Origin of the sequence: Jiangella muralis, from assembly GCF_001270745.1 — a bacterium.
Taxonomy (GTDB): Bacteria; Actinomycetota; Actinomycetes; order Jiangellales; family Jiangellaceae; genus Jiangella; species Jiangella muralis.
The window spans coordinates 38,708-56,314 of the sequence record NZ_LFXL01000030.1 but is presented as its reverse complement, the minus strand read 5'-3'; the positions used below and the strand labels follow the sequence as shown (position 1 = coordinate 56,314).

Genomic DNA, 17,607 nt, shown 5'->3' with positions numbered 1-17,607 from the left:
GTTGATGATCATGGCTGGCCGCTGCCGACCGCGACCTGAGCGTCCTGCATGGTCACGAGGGCCTGATGAGTTGCCGAACGGCCTGTCCGGTGGCCAGCGCCTCCATCGCCTGGTTGATCTCACCGAGGGTTAGCTCCGCCGTCGCGAGCCGTTCGACCGGCAGCCGGCCGTCGCGCCACCAGCTGACGTACATCGGCACGTCGTGGGACGGGACGGAGGAGCCGAGGTAGCTGCCGATCACGCTGCGTCCCTCGGCCACCAGCGCAAGCGGCGAGATCCGGGCCAGCCGGTCCGGCGGCGGCAGCCCGACGGTCACCGTGCGCCCGCCGGGTGCGGTGGCCGCCAGCGCCGCCTCAAAGGCCGGCACCGAGCCGGTCGCATCGACGACCAGATCGGCGAGCCGCCCCGCGGCGGCCGCCTGATCTGGCGTCATCGCCGCGGTGGCGCCGAGCCGCAGCGCGAGGTCGCGCTTGTGTTCGACGGGGTCGACGGCGACGAGGCGGGACGCCCCGGCCGCGGCGGCGACGAGCACCGCGGCCAGCCCCACCCCGCCGAGCCCGACAACGGCCACCCGGTCGCCTGATCGCATCCGGCCCGCGTTGACCACCGCGCCGCCGCCGGTCAGCACCGCGCAGCCGAGGAGCGCGGCGACCGGCGCCGGCACGTCGTCGTCGACGGGGACGACCGAACCCCGGTCCACCACCGCATGCGTGGCGAACGCGGAGACACCGAGGTGGTGCAACACGGGGCGGCCGTGCCGGGACAGGCGCGTGCCGCCGCCGATCAGTGTCCCCGCCGCGTTGGCGGCCGATCCCGGCTCGCACGGGATCCGCCCGCCGGACCGGCATCCGGCGCACGCGCCGCAGGCCGGCAGGAACACCAGCACCACCCGCCGGCCCGCCGCCAGGTCGTCGACGCCGTCCCCGACGTCCACGACCCGTCCGGCCGCCTCGTGCCCGAGCAGCATCGGGGTGGGGCGAGGGCGCTGGCCGTCGACCACCGACAGATCGGAGTGGCACACTCCGGCGGCTTCGATCTCGATCAGCACCTCGCCCGGACCGGGCGGAGCCAGGTCGAGCTCGGCCACGGTCAGCGGCCGAGTCGACCCGTACGGGCGCCCGCGGCCGGGCTCGTCGAGCACGGCGCCCGTGATCCTCATCGGAACCTCACAGCTCGGCGCACTGACCACTCCTGCGGCCGGTGACGACATTGTCGTCCCCGTCGATCTCCGGCGTGTTGTCGCCGCAGCTCAGCCGCCCGATGATCCGGTTGCCGCCGAGGTAGGCCGAGGACGCGAACGTGTTGGCGGTCAGCGTGACCGCCCCGACGATCCGGTTGCCCGCCACCCGGATCGTCGACGTGTTCGCATCCAGGCTCACCGGGCCGGTGATCGTGTTCGGCCCGCAGTCGTGCCCGTCGGCCTGGCCGATCAGCACCGGGCCGGTGCTGCCGCTCACCGCGACCCGCCCGGTCAGGGTCGAGTCGCAGACGGAGATCGCGGCGGCGCCGCCGGAGGTCAGCGGCCCGGTGATGCGGCTGTCGCGCACCGACGCGGACGCGCCGGCCTCGACGGTGACCGGCCCGGCGATGGTGGCGCCGGTGACGCAGGTGGTGCCGTCGCCGTCGATGCTCACCGGCCCGGTCACGCTCCCGGTGACGACGGTGTCGCAGGCCCGCGCGGCGAACTCGAGGGAGATGTCCTCACGCGGATCGTCCAGGACGAACGTGTACGCCGCGTCGGTGTACGGGTGCGACACCTTGAGGTACCGGTCGGTGACGGCGAGGTCGCCGAACCGGTGCACGATCCGGCCGTCCTCCACGCCGGACGTGAACGACCAGCCGGTCACCTCGGTGAAGTGCACGTTGTCGGGGCTCGTCCACAGCCGGTAGTCGGCCTGCTTCAGCCGGGTGGTGCCGGCGCTGTCACGCAGCTCCAGCGCGGAGATCACCTCGCCGGCCGGGATCGCCACGTCCAGGCCCAGGCCGCGGGACCGGTAGTCCAGCGCGATCGGGGTGGGTGCGCAGGCGTCGTCCCAGTTCGCGACGTGCCGGGTGGCTGGTGACACGTCCAGCTCGGACGCGCCGATGCGGAACGGCCGGGCCGTGGGCTCCGCGCCGGCCAGCTCGAGGGAGTCGCCGTTGCGGACGCCCGCTTCGGCCAACGTGTCACCGGGATCGAGGATCCGGCTCTCCTCGTCGCGCAGTCGCAGCGGCTGGTCGGGACGGCAGCTCAACGCCCCCGCCTGGGTCGCGACGAACTCGCCGACGGTCGTGCCGGCCGGCTGGACCGCGTTCTTCGCGGACAGCGCCCAGGTCCACTCGGCGCGGTCGGCCCGGTGGACGAAGACGTTCGGGCTGCTCTCCTGCCGCTCGCCGGCCGCGGCGGCCTGCGCCCGGCACTCGTCGGGCGTGGCGTCCTCGAGGACGTTGGCCATGATGTGCCACGGCTTGCCCGGGTCACCCGGCGGGATGTACGGCCGGTCGTCGTCGGACGCCTGGAAGACGACGAGGACCCGGCGGTCGTCCAGCCGGAGGAAGTCGGGCTCGCCGCCGAGGGTGCCGTAGAAGTCGTTGCCGTCGGGGTGCTCGAGGGGGAACGGGTCCTGCCAGGTCACGCCCTCGTCGAAGGACACCGCCATGATGGCCTTGCCGAGCCGGGTGATGCCCCGCGCGCCGAGCACGAGCTTGGTCTGCCCGCCGGCCAGCTCATCGGTGCACGGCGCGAAGGCGAACGAGTACGCCGGCGCGACGTAGCCGACCGGCTCCGGCGCCGACCACGTGGCCCCGTCGTCGTCGGAGTAGGTGCGGTAGAGCTGCCAGCGGACCGGGTCGACGGCGTTCTCGTAGCGGATCTCGGCGACGATGCGGCCGCTCGGCAGTTGCTGCAGGGCGAACTCGGTCGCGCTGGCGCCGAACACGTACGGGTAGAACGGCGGCGAGTGTACGGGGTCGTGCGGGTCGTAACCGATGACCGAGAACTCGGTCCACGTCCTGCCGCCGTCGAAGGAGCGCAGCACACCCGACTCGCTGCGCCGCGGGTTGGTCTCCCAGTCGTCGGCGAGCTCCCGGGTGCCCCAGACCGGCAGTAGCAAGGTGCCGTCCGCGGTCTCGATCATCCGGCCGCCGGCGTCGAACTGCTCGCGGAACGGCACCGGGAACTCGATCGGCTCGTCGGTGCCTTCCCAGGTGTGGCCGTTGTCGGTGGAGCGGGCGACGAACTTCACGCCTTCCCGGTTGTTGAACCGGGTGTGGTTGACGGCCTCGCCGTAGGTCATGACGATCGTGCCGTCGCGCAGGGTGGTCATGCCGCGCGACGACGCGATGCTGCCGTTCTCGTACCGGTCACTCGGGCCGGCGATGACCTCCGACGGGCTCCAGGTGCGGCCTCGGTCGGTCGACCGGATCAGGCGGATCTCACCGCCGGGGTTGGCGTCGGTGGAGGTGTTGAAGGTGAGCAGGAAGTCCCCGTTGGGCGCTTCTGCGATGGCCGGGCGGAAGGCCGACATCGTGTCCGGGTGCTCGACGTCCGGGTAGGTGGCCTCGCTGGTCACCTTCCAGGAGTCGACCACGTCCAGCGCCGCGCCGGGGTCCGGTTCGCCGGCGGTGCCGAAGAGGTGGACGTCCTCCACCGGGTTGTTCACCGCGAAGGTGAAGGCGGTGTCGTCGTACCGGGTGTTGATCTTGACGTAGCGAGCCTCGGCGGACAGCCCGGTGAACTCGTGCACGAGCCGGCCGCCCTGCTGCCGGGTCTGCAGCGTCCAGCCGTCCAGCTGCTGGTAGGCCTGGTTGTCGCGGCTGCTCCACAGCGTGTAGTCCGACGCGGTGAGGCGGCTGGTGGCGTCGCGGTCGACGAGCTCGATCCGGTCGACGGCCGAGACCGTGCCCAGGTCGGCCACCAGGCTGCGACGTAGATAGTCCAGGGCGACGGCAGCGGTGGTGCTGAAGGCGCCGCCGATCCGGCCGGTCGCGGGATAGGGGTCCGGGCCGAGGACGGCGAAGCTCGCGGTCAGCCGCTCGTCCTCGGCATCGGCCGCACTGGAGGCCGGCGCCGTCACGGCGACGGCGGCCAGCGTGGTGAGCGTGGCGAGCAGCAGCGCAACGATCGAGCGTGGTCGCGAGAGCCTGGTCATGGGTGTCTCACTCCTGCCCTTCAGGGGACGGGGACGGTGGTGCCGACGCTGCTCACCGCGGGCATCCCGCCGGCGGTGTCCTGCACGATCAGCTCGTCGACGGCCACGTCACCGGCCGTCGACGCCGCGTCGAACGCGAGGAACAGGTGGCTGACCACCTGCGCTGGGTGGACCAGGGGGAGGGTGGCCCGCAGCGTGCCGTCGACGGAGACGGCGATGGCGCCGCCCTGGAGGTCGACGTCGACGAACAGCTGGTGCCAACTCCCCGTGGTCAGGCTGGTCGGGGTGGTCAGCGGCGCGAACGCCTGGGGACTGCCGAGGTCGGGCAGCACCCGCAGGATGCGTGACCGCTCGTTGGCGAAGGTGAACGCGGTGTCGCCGTATGGCTGGGACACCTTGACGTAGCGTGCGCTGAACGACGGCCCGGACAGGGTGATCACCGAGCCGGTCTCGACACCGGTCCACCCGGTCACCTCGGTCCAGGCCGCGTTGTCCGAGGACCGCCAGATGCGCAGCTGGCTGGGATCGAGGCGGTTCCCGGCCGGCCCGACGAGGTCGTTGTCGACCACCTCGATGGACGAGACCGTCCGGGTCGTGTAGAGGTCCGCGCCCAGGCTGCGGTTCTGGTAGTCGAACCCGACGGCGCCGTACTGGCCGAGGGCGATGAGCCGCCCGTCGGCCGGAGTGGTGTCGTCGTTCTGGTGCCCGATGTCGGCGGTGGTGACGAACGTGTCCGAGGTCGTGGCCCGCACCTCGCCGGACGGCGTGACCAGCAGCGACAGCGCCGTTCCCGGCGCGTTGTCCGAGTCGGAGAAGCCCTCCTGCAGGCACAGCCGGAAGCCGCCGCCGTTGGCCGTCAGCCGGATCGCGGCCCGGACGTAGCCGCGGCGGATCGCCGGGAACAGCCGGGACGCGCTCGCGTCGGCGTTCGCCGACGACCGCAGCCGGACCGCGCGGCGGCTGGCCCGCTGCCCGGTGATGAAGTCGAGGGTGCCGGTCCGGCTGGAGCGCCACCAGCGCCAGTCGGCCAGCTCGGTGCCGTTGGCCGTGCCAGTGGCCTTGCGGTAGTTGACGGTGTCCAGCGCGCCCTGACTGTCCCGGACGTAGCGGTCGAACTCCTCCACCAGCATGGTCTTCGGGGTGTCGCCGGGGGTGATCCAGCCGAACAGCCGGTCCCCGGTCCCGGACGGCGCGGAGTCCGCGTTCTGCACCTGGCGCAGGTCGGTCACGGCTGCCCAGCCGGGCGCGGACAGCTCGGTGGCGCCGAGCAGGTCCTGGTAGCCGTGCCAGCTGGCGCCGTCGTCGTCGCTGTACGCCGCGGTGAGGTTGTTCCGGTAGTAGCTGGTCTGGCTGAACCCGTTGTGCCCGGACCAGGTGAGCACGTGGCTGCCCGCGGCGGTGCCGGGGAACATCGCCGGTTGGGTGTTGCTGGAGAGCACGGTGCTGTCGGTGACGGCGCTCCAGGTGACGCCGTCGTCGATGGACCGGCTGGCGGCGAGGTAGGACTTCCGGCCGAGCTGCTGCCGGGCCAGGATCGCGATCGATCCGTCGCCGAGCTCGGCGATGGCCGGTTCGGTGATGCCCTTCTCGAAGCCGAACTGGCCGGGCAGGGCCAGCTCGTCAATGCTCTGGGTCCAGGTGAGCCCGCCATCGGCAGACCGGATGACGTTGCTGACAAAAGTCCCGTCCGGCCGCACGATGTACGACATCGCGTGCAGGTAGGCGCCGGACGACGTGCGGATCGGGTTGGTGTAGGACAGCGCCCAGGCGACCGGGCTCCCGGTGGCCTGGTTGACCAGCGGGACGTGCCGTGCGGTGCCCCACACCGGCCGTCCGGTCGCGGTGAACGAGCTCGCCTGGATGACGTAGGTCTGGACGTTGTTCTGCGCCGGGTCGGTGAAGTCGCCGCCCTCGGTGTAGGCGAAGGAGATCCGGAAGAAGAAGGTGAGCACGCCGCGGACCGGGTCCCAGAGCAGGCCCTGCGGGCCCTCGCCCTTCGCGCCGGGCGCCCCGGTGAACGCCTTGAACGTCTCCAGCGCGCCCCAGCTCCGGCCCCCGTCGGTGCTGTACCGGGCGTTGATCCCGCCGAGGCTCGGGGCGGTCGAGACCGTGATCATCCGGCCGCTGGGCAGCTGGGCGACCTTGATCGCGTCGGCGGAGGCCGGCTGCCTCTGGAGGATCCGGTGCCCGTACTGCACCTGCAGGGCGCCGGTGTCCCGGTCGATCCGGTTGGTCGCGCCGGGGTTGCCGGAATACGCGTAGACGGTGACCGAGCTACCGGCGGCGATCTGCGGGACCCGGATGTACACGCCGAACGAGTTCGAGTAGGCGTGCAGCTCCCGCCCGGAGGCGTCGGCGATGCGCAGGTCGCGCAGGTCCGGCGCGAGCTTGCCCGCGGCGATCAGCGCGGCCGTGCCGAGCGTCTGGAAGGACAGGAACGCGGCCCGGTCCCGCAACGTCGCGGGATTCGCGTTGGTGATGACGACGGGGGTGCGGTACGCCCAGCTGCCGCCGTTGCCGCCGACGAACTCGTGCGGGCCGAGGTCGTACACCCGCAGGCCGGCCTGGAGGTCGGTGATGACGCAGGTGAAGCCGGTGGTGTCGCCCCGGTGCGAGTGCAATTTGACGTAGCGGGCGGTGCGCGCGGTGCCGAGGTAGTGCCAGGTGCTGCCGCCCAGGTCGACGTGCTCCGCGTCGGCGCGTTCCCAGGCGGCGTTGTCGTTGCTGACGTACAACGCCAGGTCGCGGCTGTTCAGCCGGGACAGCGTGCTCTCCTGGACGATCTCGACGGCGGTGAACGCCTTGACGCTGCCGAGGTCGGCGCCGACGCTGCGGTGGTCGTAGTCCAGCGCCAGCCGGGAGGCGGCGCCCAGGCCGGTCAGCGACGACGCGAACGGGTTCACGTCGGTCGCTGTCCATCCGTTGGTGCTGGCCAGCGCCGTCGGCGCGGCGGCGGCCCGGCCGGCCGTGACGGCGGGCAGCGCCGCGGTGGCCATCGTGGTGGCGGACAGGGCGAGGAAGGTGCGGCGGGCGATGGGCTGGGACATGGTCCACCTCGTCTCGGGCTGCGTCTAGGCGGTGGTGACCTCGAGCATCCGGGCCACCTGGTTGGTGAAGGTGAACGCGTCGTCGGCGTAGGGCTGCACGACCTTGACGTAGCGGGCGGTCACGTCGAGCCCGGTGAAGGTGAAGCCGTTGGAGATCCGGGCGACCTGGACGCCCTCGACCCGGCGCCAGTCGCCGTCGTTGGTGTCGCTGACGTAGACCGAGAGGTCCCCGGCGGCGAGCCGGGTGCTGCCGTCGACGTCGCGCAGCGTCAGCGCGGTGATGGTCACCGGCTCCCAGAACGCCGCACCGACGCTCCGGTTCCGGTAGTCCAGCGCGATCAGCGACGTGGACAGTCCGAGGTTCTCCAGGTTCCCGGTCGCCGGATCGACGTCGTTGCCCAGCCAGCCGTACCGGGTGGGCCACGGCTCGGCCGTCAGTTCCCGGACGATGCGGCGCAGCTCCGCGGCGGCGGTGGCCAGCACGTCCCGGGCGGCGTCGTCGGGGATCTCCCGCACCACCTCGGCGAAGTCGTCGAGGGCCTGACCGGCCTCCTCGGCCTGGCCCTGCTCCGCGCTGCTCTGTGCGTCCGACAGGTGTGCCAGCAGCCGGTCCCGCTGGTCCGTGGTCAGCGTGCCGTCCTGGTGGTACGCCGTGATCTGCGTCTTCGTGCTGTCGAAGGTGATGGCGGCCCGGAACCGGAACGAGTACACGTCCGCGTCGTTGATGGCGAACCGCAGCCGGACGGGGCGGCTCGCCAGCGAGCCGAGGTCGGTGTCGCCGCCTCGCCACGAGACCACCCGGGCCAGGTCGTCACCGAACAGCGGATCGCACTCGTCCAGGCCGAAGCCCGGTATCGGCGTCCCGGCCGGGTTCTGCACCTCGACCCGCACGTGCCCGGCGGCCGAGGTGGCCAGGTTGAGGACCAGCTGGTCCCCGATGAACCGCACCGCCTTCGTCACGGCCTCGCCGCCGGAGCGAGGTGCGTTGAGCGACACGAACCCGTCGACGCGCAGGGTGTAGCGGACGACGTCCAGCTCGTCACCGGTCCAGTAGCCCTCGGTGGCGTAGACGGACAGCTCGTCCGGCGCCCCGTGGATGTGGGACGGGGTGACCGCGATGCCGCAGCCGGTGCTGTTGTCGGCGTACTTCCAGTTCTCCGTGCCGGGGCCGGGCTGGATGAACGCCTCGTCCCAGCGGTCGAAGACGACGCCGTCCCGGCTGCTCATGAACAGCGTGTCGGTCATCGCGGTGCCATAGCGCTCGCTGGCCAGCGCCCGCTCCCGGCGATGCTCCGGGTTGGGGAGGCGGAAGTGCGACTCCTGCCAGCCCTGCGGCTGGACGTAGCGCATCGGGAAGCCGAGGAGGACGCCGGGGGATCGGTAGTAGGGGACGACGTTGCTGGTGTAGAGGTGTTCCTCCGGCGCGGGCGAGCCGGGGTACTCCAGCGGCACCGGCGTGGTCCAGGTGAGGAAGTCCGCCGAGGTCGACACCATGGTGCCGCGGTACGTGCCGCCGTCTTCCGCCCGGTCGTGGTAGTAGCGCAGGTAGAGCCGGTACGTCTCGGCCGACGGGTCCCAGAACGCGACGTTGAGGGTGTCGAAGGCCATGTTGACCAGGCCGTGGCTGCTCGACGGGCCCCAGGTCATCATCGGCGTGCCGCTCATCCGGGTGAACGTCGTGCCGTCCGCCGACTTCAGCGCGTAGATGGCGGTGGCCCGGTCGGCCAGCTCGATGCCCTTGTACCGGGCGTCGGCCGGGGTGTCCGGCCTGGTGTCCTTGAACACGAAGGCGTGGCCGTCACCGGTGCCGGCGGTGAGGTTGTTGTCCGTGCTGCCGCCGTCCTGGACCAGGCCCAGACTGGGCCGGCTCCAGGTGAGCCCGTCGGTGCTCTCGGCCATCGCGACGCGGCTCGGATGCGGGATGTCGACCCTGCCGCCGCCGACGTTGTAGTCCAGCGCCGTGTAGTACATCCGGTACGTGTCGCCGTCCCTGAAGACGTGCCGGTAGTGGCAGGCGCTGCCCTCCCACGGCCGGTCGGTGGTCATCGCCACCTCGCGGCGCACCGGCTGGTGCAGCCGGAACGCGGCGCCGTCCAGATGATCGACGGTCGACGTCCCGGCGATCAGCTCCAGCCGGTCGCCGAGCTCGATCGGGCGTCCGTCCGGTCTGACGGGCGCCGCGGCGGCGGATGGCGTGGCCGGGCCTCCCACTACCGCGGGGGCGGCGCTGAGCGTGGCCCCGGCACCGAGCACTCCGGCGGCCTTCAGCAGTCCACGGCGGGTCACATCGGTCATGGGCTCCTCCGATCGGTGCGGCGGGATCTCAGCGGGGGACAGCGGTCGTCGGGCCGACGCCGGCCGGCTCGGGCAGGCCGAGGGCGGTGTCCTGGACGATCAGCTCGTCCAGCCTGATCTCGCCGGCCGGTGCGGCGCCGGTGCTGAGCAGCAGGTGGGTGACCACCTCGGCCGCGTGCAGCGGGGGCAGCGTGGCCCGCCGGGTGCCGTCGACGCTGACGGTGACGGTGCCGCCGGGCAGATCGAGATCGACGACGATGGCGTGCCACTCGCCGGGGGTGAGCCGGGTCGGGACCTCCAGCGGCCTGAAGACCTGCTCGTCGTTGCCGTCCGGGAGCACGCGCATGATGCGCTGCTCGTCGTTGGCGAGCGTGAACGCGCTGTCGGCGTACGGGTGCGCGACCTTCACGTAGCGGGCGCGCACGGCCGGGCCGGCGAGGGTGATGACCGCGCCGTCCTTGCTGCCGCTCCAGCCCTCGACCCGTTGCCAGTCGCCGCGGTTGGTGTCGGAGGTCCAGACGCTCAGGTCCTCCGGCTTGACCCGGTTTCCGGCACCCGTGCCGATCAGGTCGTTGTCGACCAGTTGGACGCCGGTGACCTCGCGGACCTCGAACAGGTCGGCGCCGACGCTGCGGTGCTGGAAGTCCATCGCGACGAGCTGGTGCAGCCCCAGCGCGATCAGGTTGCCGATGGCCGGGTCGGCGTCGAGGTTGGCGTGCCCGATGTCGGGGAAGGTCCCGAAGACGTCGTCACTGGTGGCCAGCAGCTCGCCGTCGGGCCCGAGCACCAGCGACAGCACTGTGCCGTGGGCGTTGTGATGCGCGGCGAACCCCTCCTGCAGGCACAGGTGCAGTCCGCCGGCGAGCTGCGAGCTGCGCAGCCCGAAGCTGATCCGCGCCTGCCGCACAGCTGGGAAGAGGCGAGACGCCCCGGCCTCGCCCTGCGGCGCGGCCCGCAGCCGGACCGCCTGCCGGTGCGTCCGGGCGCCGACGGCGAGGTCCAGCGCCCCGGTCCGGGTGGTGCGCCACCATCGGTGCGCGGCCAGCTCGGTGCCGTTGGCGGCGCCGGCGGTGTCGCGGTGCGCGATGACGTCCAGCGCACCGTGGGTGTCGCGCACGAACGCGTCGAAGTCCTCGACCAGCATGAGCTGGGCCGGCTTCGACGGGCGGGTCCATGCGAACATCCGGTCGGTCCCGGCGGCGGCCCAGGAGTCCGCGTTGACGGCGGTGCGGACCTCGCTGATGTGCGCCCATCCCGGCGTGGACAGCGCCGATCCGGCCAGCAGGTCCTGGTAGCCGTGCCAGCTCTCGCCGTCGTCGTCGGTGTAGGCGGCGGTGAGGTTGTTCCGGTAGTAGCTGGTCTGCCCGAAGGCGTTGTGCCCGGACCAGGTGAGCACCTGGCCGTCGCTGGAGTCGGGGAAGAGGCCCGGCGCGGTGTTGCTGGACAGGATCGCGCTGTCGGTGACCGGCGTCCAGGTGCGCCCGTCGTCGGCGGACCAGCTGGCGGTGAGGTAGTGCCGCTTCGGCGCCTGCTGCCGGGCGAGCAGCAGGATCCGGCCGTCGCCGAGCTCGCTGATCGCGACCTCGGTGACGCCCTTCTCGAAGCCGAACGTGTCCGGCAGGGTCAGCTCGCTGGTGCTCTGCACCCAGGTGCGGCCAGCGTCGGTGGAACGGATGACGTTGCTGGCGAACGTCCCGTCGGAGCGGATCATGTACGCCATCGGGTACAGGTGGCTGCCCGCGCGCGTGACGATGCCGTTGGCGTAGGCCAGCCCCCAGCTCACCGGCTGGTCGGTGCCGACGGTGCGCAGCGGGATGCGGCGGGGCGTACCGAAGACGGGGCGGCCGTCGCCGGTGTAGGTCTCCGCCTGGGCGATCCACTGCTGGACCTCGTTCTGTTCCGGGTCCATGAAGTCGCCGGTCGGGGTGTACGCGGTGGCGACCAGGAAGAAGAAGCTGAGCACGCCGGTCCGCGGGTCGACGATGAAGCCGCCGGGGCCGGCCGTCCGGGTCTTGGGCACGTCGAGCGGCGGCAGGATGCGTTCCAGCTCCGACCACGTCCAGCCGCCGTCGGTGCTGAAGCGGGCGTGGATGCTCTGGGCGGACCCGGCCGCGGCCGCCGCCATCATGGTGCCGTTCGGCAGCCGCACGACCTTGATGCCCTCGCCCCAGGCCGGGCCGTCCGGGTGGGTCATGCCCTGCTGTTCCAGCAGCGTCCGGCGGCCGTACTCGACCTGCAACGCGCCGCCGTCGTGGATGACGCGGTTGGCGGCCGCCGGGTTGCCGCTGTAGGCGTAGATCAGCACCGAGCGCCGGGCGCCGATCTCCGGAATGCGGATGTGGACGCCCGTGGCGTCGGCGTAGGCGTGCAGCTCGGCACCGTCGCGGGTGGCGAAGCGGAGGTCGCGCAGGTCCGGCTCGAGCCGTCCGGCGGCGATCAGCGCCTCGGTGCCGAGGTCGGCGAAGCTGACGTGAGCGGCGCGGTCGCGCAGCGACCGGTGGTGGGGGTTGCGGATGCGGATCTGCGTGCGGTGGCTCCAGGAGCCGCCGCCGGCTCCGACGAAGGTGTGCGCCGGGAGGCGGTGCACCCGCACCCCGGTCTGGAGATCGGTCAGGGTGAAGGTCCAGCCGGCGACCTCGGCCCGGTGGCAGTGCACCTTGACGTAGCGGCCACGAGCCCGGAAGCCGTACAGCCAGAGGCTGGCGCCGGCGTCGACCAGTTCGACGCCGCCGACCTTGGTCCACGTCGCGTTGTCATCGCTGACGTAGACCGACACGTCGCGGCGGCCGAGGCGGTGCGCCGGGCCGGCGGCCGGGGGCGGGGCGGTGCCGTGGACCCGGACGTCGGCGGGCGGGTCCTGCAGCACGAAGGTGAACGCGGAGTCGGCGTAGCGCGTGTGCACCTTGAGGTAGCGGGCCTGCACCTCGAACCCGCCGAAGGTGTGCACGGCGCGTCCACCCTCGCTGCTCGCGGTGAAGGACCAGCCGGTCAGCTGCTGGTAGGTGACGTTGTCCTGGCTGGTCCACAGCGTGTAGTCGGCCTCGGTCAGCCGAGTGGCGGCGTCCCGGGCGACCAGCTCGACCCGCCGGACGGTGGCGGCGCCGAAGGTGTCCACCCCGAGGCTGCGACGCTGGAAGTCCAGCGCGGCGGCGGTGGTCACCGAGAAGTTGGCGAAGGCGCCCGTCGCCGGTGCGGCGTCATTGGTGAGCAGGCCGATCGCGGCCGGCAGCCGGGTGTCGCCGCTCGCGAGGTCCCTCGCGAGCTCGATGGCGTTGAGGTCCTGGACGGAGCCCAGGTCGGCGCCGACGCTGCGCCGATTGTGGTCGAGCGCGACCTTCAGGTGCTCACCCCAGCTGCCCAGCGGCGATCGCGGCGCGGCGAAGTCGGCATCGGCATACCCGATGGCGGCCCCGAGCGCGGTGCCGGCCGCGGGTGGCGTCGCGGCGGTCGCGATCCGGGACGGGAGTAGTGCGCCGGCGCCCACGGTGGCGGAGAGAGCCAGGAACGAGCGGCGGCTGACGTGCTGCGACGGCTGAGCCATACTGCGCCTCGATTCGGTCCGTTGAAGCTGCGGTGCGCCTGACGGCGGAGGTCCAGCGGGCCGCGTTCCAGTGAATGGAACGCTGGGTTTCAGAACGTGGAGGCGAGTTTGGCGGGCCGACGTCGGCCTGTCAATGGCTCGGGTTGGTCCATTCGCCGGAGGCGGCGGACGCGCGCAGGGCGTCGGACACGGCGAGCGCGGCCAGGCCGTCGTCCAGCCCGACGACGGGTGCGGCCGTGCCGGCGGCCACCTCGAGCAGGTGGTCGAGCTGGCGGCCCAGCGCGGCGGCGGGCGGTTCGGAGAAGCTCTGCAGCCGGTCGACGTCGTCGCCGGCGCGGCGCAGCGTCAGGGTGCCGCGGCCCACGTCGGCCAGCAGCGATCCGCCGGTGCCCAGGACGTGGATCGTCCGGGTGCCCCGAGGCTCGACGTAGTCGAGGTGGAACGCGCCCGTCACCCCGCCGGCGTGAACCAGGAGGCCGTCGACGACGTTCGGCTCCTCGATGTGCGGCACGCCGGACACAGTGCGGGCGACGGCGAGGCAGCGCGTGACGGGGCCGAAGAACCAGCGCAGGTAGTCCCACTCGTGCGAGTAGTCGCGGTAGAGGCGATCCGGTTCCGGGGTTGCGAACCGCGATACCGCGGCGGTGATCGTCGTGTAGGCGCCGAGCATCACCTGGAACGACGTCGGCGTGCCCACCAGGCCGTCGTGCAGGGCCGACCGCACCGCCCGCACGACCGGCCGGTGCCGCAGGACGTAGCCGACGAGCACCGGCGTCCCGGTGGCGCGGATGCGCTCGGCCGCGACGGCGGCCTCGGTCACCCCCGGCGCCAGCGGCTTCTCCACCAGGGTGGGGATGCCCCGGCCGGCCGCCGCCTCGAGCTGGGGCAGGTGGAACTGATCCGGCGCGGCGATCACCAACGCGTCCGGGCGCAGGTCGAGCAGCGCGTCGAAGTCGTCGACGGTCCGCTCGACGCCTCGGTCGGTCGCGCGTTGGCGCAACTCCGGGTCGGGGTCGAAGGCGACGACCCGGACGCCGGGGCGTCCCACGAGCACGTCGAGGTGTTGCCGACCGATGGATCCAAGCCCGCTGACCGCCACCCGCGCCACTGGCATGTGCCGCCTCCAGTTCCAGTGAATGAAACAATCCATACTGACTGTTGGAACTCACTGCTACCATCCCGCCATTGCCACGTCAACGAGAGGTGGACGGCGGATGAGCGTGCTGGAGCGGTTCCGGCTGACGGGCAGGGTCGCCGTGGTGACCGGTGGGTCCGGACTCTACGGGCAGCCCTTCGCCGCCGCACTGGCCGAGGCCGGCGCGCACGTGGTCGTGACCTCGCGGCGGGCCGAGACCGCCGAGAAGGCGGCCGGCGAGCTGCGCGACCGCGGCTGGTCGGCCAGCGGCCTGCCGCTGGACCTCGCCGACCCTGCCTCCATCGAGGCGTTCCACCGCTCCGTCATCGACGCGCACGGCCGAGTCGATGTGCTGGTCAACAACGCCGTGCACCGCGCCGGCGGCGATCTCTTCGGCACGACGGCGGCGGACTGGGACGCGACCTCCGCGGTCAACTCGCGCGGGATGTTCCTGCTCACCCAGGCCGTCGCCGAGACGATGGCCGCCCAGCGCTCCGGGTCCATCGTCAACATCGGCTCCATCTACGGGCTGGTGGGCCCGGACTTCCCGATGTACGAGGGCACCGAGATCACCTCGCCGCTGTTCTACGCCTACGACAAGGCCGGCATGGTGGGCATGACCCGGTACCTCGCCTCGGCCCTCGGCCGGTCCGGGGTGCGGGTCAACTGCCTGTGCCCGGGCGGGCTGTACAGCGGGCAGGAGCAGGCCTTCGTCGACGCCTACTCGGCCCGCGTCCCGCTGGGCCGGATGGCCACCGAGGACGACGTCACCGGCGCGCTGGTGTTCCTGGCGTCCGACGCGTCGGCCTACGTCACCGGCGCGACGCTGCCGGTCGACGGCGGCTGGACGGCGCGGTGAGCGGGCCGGACCCGGGGCCGGCCGGGATCGCGGTGCTCGGATCGGGCGGCATCGCCCGCGCGCACGTCGCGGCGCTCAGCCGGGTGCCGGGGGTGCGGGTCACCCACGTGCTCGGCTCCGACCCGGCCCGCGCGGCGGAGGTCGCTGCGCTGGCGCCCGGCTGCCGTCCCGCCACCTCGTTGGACGACGTCCTGGCCGACCCGGGCACCCACGGGGTGTACGTCTGCGGGCGGACGGAGGACCATCCCGGCCGCACGCTGGCCGCGGTCGCGGCGGGCAAACACGTCGTCGTGGAGAAGCCGCCGGCCCGCGACGTCGCCGACTTCGACGCCATGGTGCGTGCGGCGAAGTCGGCCGGCGTCCGCCTGATGGTCGGGCAGACGGTCCGATTCCAGCCGGCCGTCGCGACCTTGGAGGCGGCCAGCCGGTCCGGACGCGTCGGCGACCCGCGGCTGCTGCACCTGAACTGGTACGTCGGGCACGTCTGGCCGGGTGCGTGGCGCAGCTGGCAGCTGGACCCGCGGCAGTCCGGCGGGCACCTCGTCCACAACGGCATGCACCCGCTGGACCTGGCGATCTGGCTGCTCAGGGCCCGGCCGGTCCGGGTCTTCACCCGCGGCTGGTGCACGCACGCTCCCGACATGCCGACGCCGGACAGCTTCCACCTGACCGTCCGCTTCGCCGATGGCGGCCTGGCCATGATCGAGGTCTCCTACGGGCTGCGCGACCCCGGTGACGTGCTGCGCCGGATGGTGCTCTGCGGCACCGAGGGCACGCTGGGCCACCACACGTCCGACGACGCCGCGCCGTCGGACGGCGGGCCGCCGGTGCCGCTTGCCTCGGTCGGTGACGCCGTCCAACGGCAGGCCGAGCACGCGGCCGCCGTCGTCTCCGGGCGCGCCGAGCCGCTCATCGAGCTGCGGCACTCCAGGTGGGCGCTGGCGGCGGCGATCGCGGCCCAGCGGTCGTTGGACACCGGCCGGCCGGTGGACGTGCCGGACGGTCCGGACGGGGGAGGAGTGGGCGATGAGTGAACCGGGACCGCTGCGGACGGTGCTGGTGAGCGCGGTCCGGCACGCCGCCGGGTACGCCGAGTTGCTGAGCGCGCACCCCGGCTACGCCCTCGCCGGCGTCGCGGAGAGCGACGACGCCGGTGCGGACGCCTGGTCCGACGCCCGTGCCCTCGCCGCCGCGCGGTCGGTGCCGCTGTGGCGGCTCGACGACCTCTCGCCGGACCGGGCCGACGTCGCGGTGATCTGCTCCGAGCCCACCCGGCACGCCGTCCTGGCCGAGCGGATGCTCGGGCTCGGCCTGCACGTCCTGGTCGACAAGCCGCTGGCCACCGACGTCCCCTCGGCCCGGAGCGTGGTCCAGGCGGCCCGCGCCGCCGGACGCCACTGTGCCGTGGTGACCCGCGCACTGGCGCCACCCGTGCGCCGGCTGCGCGCCTGGGTCGACGCCGGCCGGCTCGGGCTGCCGCGCAGCGTCGACGCCGAGTTCCTGTCCAGCGGGACGCACTTCGCCGCCTCGGTCGAGCGGCCCGAACTGCTGACCGACCCGCGGTTGTCCGGCGGCGGCGAGATGATGAACGTCCTCGGCTACCCGGTCGACGACATCCGCGCCATCACGGGCTGCGAGCCCGTCGACGTGTTCGCCGAGGCCGGGACGCTGTTCTGGGACGAGCACCGGTCGTACGGCGTGGAAGACGTCGCCGTCGTCTCGGCGCGGTTCACCCACGGCCTGGCGGTGTCGATCGTGGTTGGCCGGGTGCCCGTGGCGCCAGGTCCGGGGCCGGGCACGTACACCCTGCGGGTCATCGGCTCGCACGGCCACGCCGAGGTGGACGCGGGCGCGCCGGCCGTGCACCTGTACTCCGCCGCCGGCGCGGAGCCGATCCCGATCGACCGGCCGCCCGTGGCCGCGGTCCTGGACGACCTGCAGGCCAGCATCCGCACCGGGCGCCGGCCGTCCTACGACTGCGCCGACGCGGCGATCGCGGTGGCGACCATCGACGCCGCTTACCGCTCGCTGGCCAGCGGCGCGCCGGTCCCGGTCGACACCGGGCCCGGCACCGAGCCCGTGGCGAACGTCTCGCCACGCAGTAGAGAGGATGGACCATCTTGATCGAGCATTTCGCGCCGGATCCCGAGGCGCCGTACTCGCCGGCGGTACGGGCGGGCGGCTGGCTGTTCATCTCCGGCCAGGCGTCGACCGATCCGGAGACCGGTGTGTTCGTCCCGGGCACCTTCGACGAGGAGTTCGCCCGCAGCGTGGAGAATCTGCGTCGCGTGCTGGCGCAGGCCGGTGGGCGGGAGGACCAGATCGTGAAGATCGCCGCCTTCGTTCGCGACGAGGCGAGCCTGCCTCGTTACAACGAGCTGTACCGGGAGACGTTCAAACACCCGCGGCCGGCCCGCACGACCTCGTCGATGGGGTTCGACTTCCTCCAGATCGAGCTGGAGTGCGTCGCTTACGTCGGCGACGAGGTTCCAGTAAGCGAAACGTAACGGTCCAATTTCGTGCGCCCGGAACTCTTGACACCGGAGCCCGGGTCGACAGACTACTGAAACAACCCGTTCTGATTGGTGGAACGCAGGTGT

At 72.6% G+C, this 17,607-nt stretch carries 10 protein-coding genes; 4 read left to right on the top strand and 6 right to left on the bottom strand.

The window, feature by feature from the left end:
• Positions 1 to 52 precede the first annotated feature (52 nt).
• From ACW62_RS23850 to ACW62_RS23825, 6 genes are all read right to left on the bottom strand, one after another.
• On the bottom strand, positions 53 to 1,159 hold the full coding sequence (locus ACW62_RS23850; protein ID WP_053206612.1) for a zinc-binding dehydrogenase: 1,107 nt from the start codon (positions 1,157 to 1,159) through the stop codon (positions 53 to 55).
• Positions 1,160 to 1,166: 7 nt separating this feature from the next.
• The gene (locus ACW62_RS23845) at positions 1,167 to 4,130 is read right to left on the bottom strand and encodes an exo-alpha-sialidase (RefSeq protein ID WP_053206611.1); all 2,964 of its coding nucleotides are present in this window, start codon (positions 4,128 to 4,130) and stop codon (positions 1,167 to 1,169) included.
• Between the two features lie 20 nt (positions 4,131 to 4,150).
• Complete coding sequence (locus ACW62_RS23840) at positions 4,151 to 7,177, bottom strand: exo-alpha-sialidase (protein WP_053206610.1); 3,027 nt, start codon at positions 7,175 to 7,177, stop codon at positions 4,151 to 4,153.
• Between the two features lie 24 nt (positions 7,178 to 7,201).
• Positions 7,202 to 9,472: an FIMAH domain-containing protein gene (locus tag ACW62_RS23835; RefSeq protein WP_053206609.1), complete on the bottom strand. Its 2,271-nt coding sequence runs from the start codon at positions 9,470 to 9,472 to the stop codon at positions 7,202 to 7,204.
• A 28-nt stretch (positions 9,473 to 9,500) separates the two neighbouring features.
• Entirely contained in the window at positions 9,501 to 13,013 is a 3,513-nt protein-coding gene (locus tag ACW62_RS23830) for a sialidase family protein (protein WP_053206608.1), read from the bottom strand.
• Positions 13,014 to 13,143: 130 nt separating this feature from the next.
• Complete coding sequence (locus tag ACW62_RS23825) at positions 13,144 to 14,127, bottom strand: Gfo/Idh/MocA family protein (RefSeq protein ID WP_169792119.1); 984 nt, start codon at positions 14,125 to 14,127, stop codon at positions 13,144 to 13,146.
• A 100-nt stretch (positions 14,128 to 14,227) separates the two neighbouring features.
• Between ACW62_RS23825 and ACW62_RS23820 the strand changes: the two genes are divergently transcribed.
• The 4 genes from ACW62_RS23820 to ACW62_RS23805 are packed head-to-tail and all read left to right on the top strand — an operon-like array spanning position 14,228 to position 17,514.
• Entirely contained in the window at positions 14,228 to 15,007 is a 780-nt protein-coding gene (locus tag ACW62_RS23820) for an SDR family oxidoreductase (RefSeq protein WP_053206606.1), read from the top strand.
• Positions 15,004 to 16,041: a Gfo/Idh/MocA family protein gene (locus tag ACW62_RS23815; RefSeq protein ID WP_205629554.1), complete on the top strand. Its 1,038-nt coding sequence runs from the start codon at positions 15,004 to 15,006 to the stop codon at positions 16,039 to 16,041. Before ACW62_RS23820 ends, ACW62_RS23815 begins: the two co-directional genes overlap by 4 nt.
• On the top strand, positions 16,034 to 17,131 hold the full coding sequence (locus ACW62_RS23810) for a Gfo/Idh/MocA family protein (RefSeq protein ID WP_053206605.1): 1,098 nt from the start codon (positions 16,034 to 16,036) through the stop codon (positions 17,129 to 17,131). The genes ACW62_RS23815 and ACW62_RS23810 overlap by 8 nt, the downstream gene beginning before the upstream one ends.
• Positions 17,128 to 17,514 carry a RidA family protein gene (locus ACW62_RS23805; RefSeq protein ID WP_053206604.1) on the top strand — a complete coding sequence of 129 codons (387 nt, stop codon included), beginning with the start codon at positions 17,128 to 17,130 and terminating at the stop codon, positions 17,512 to 17,514. The genes ACW62_RS23810 and ACW62_RS23805 overlap by 4 nt, the downstream gene beginning before the upstream one ends.
• Positions 17,515 to 17,607 lie beyond the last annotated feature (93 nt).

Bases quoted from the DNA above. Each gene is read 5' to 3' on its own strand.
- ACW62_RS23850 (WP_053206612.1), bottom strand. From the start codon at position 1,159: ATGAGGATCACGGGCGCCGTGCTCGACGAGCCCGGCCGCGGGCGCCCG.
- ACW62_RS23845 (WP_053206611.1), bottom strand. From the start codon at position 4,130: ATGACCAGGCTCTCGCGACCACGCTCGATCGTTGCGCTGCTGCTCGCC.
- ACW62_RS23840 (WP_053206610.1), bottom strand. From the start codon at position 7,177: ATGTCCCAGCCCATCGCCCGCCGCACCTTCCTCGCCCTGTCCGCCACC.
- ACW62_RS23835 (WP_053206609.1), bottom strand. From the start codon at position 9,472: ATGACCGATGTGACCCGCCGTGGACTGCTGAAGGCCGCCGGAGTGCTC.
- ACW62_RS23830 (WP_053206608.1), bottom strand. From the start codon at position 13,013: ATGGCTCAGCCGTCGCAGCACGTCAGCCGCCGCTCGTTCCTGGCTCTC.
- ACW62_RS23825 (WP_169792119.1), bottom strand. From the start codon at position 14,127: ATGCCAGTGGCGCGGGTGGCGGTCAGCGGGCTTGGATCCATCGGTCGG.
- ACW62_RS23820 (WP_053206606.1), top strand. From the start codon at position 14,228: ATGAGCGTGCTGGAGCGGTTCCGGCTGACGGGCAGGGTCGCCGTGGTG.
- ACW62_RS23810 (WP_053206605.1), top strand. From the start codon at position 16,034: ATGAGTGAACCGGGACCGCTGCGGACGGTGCTGGTGAGCGCGGTCCGG.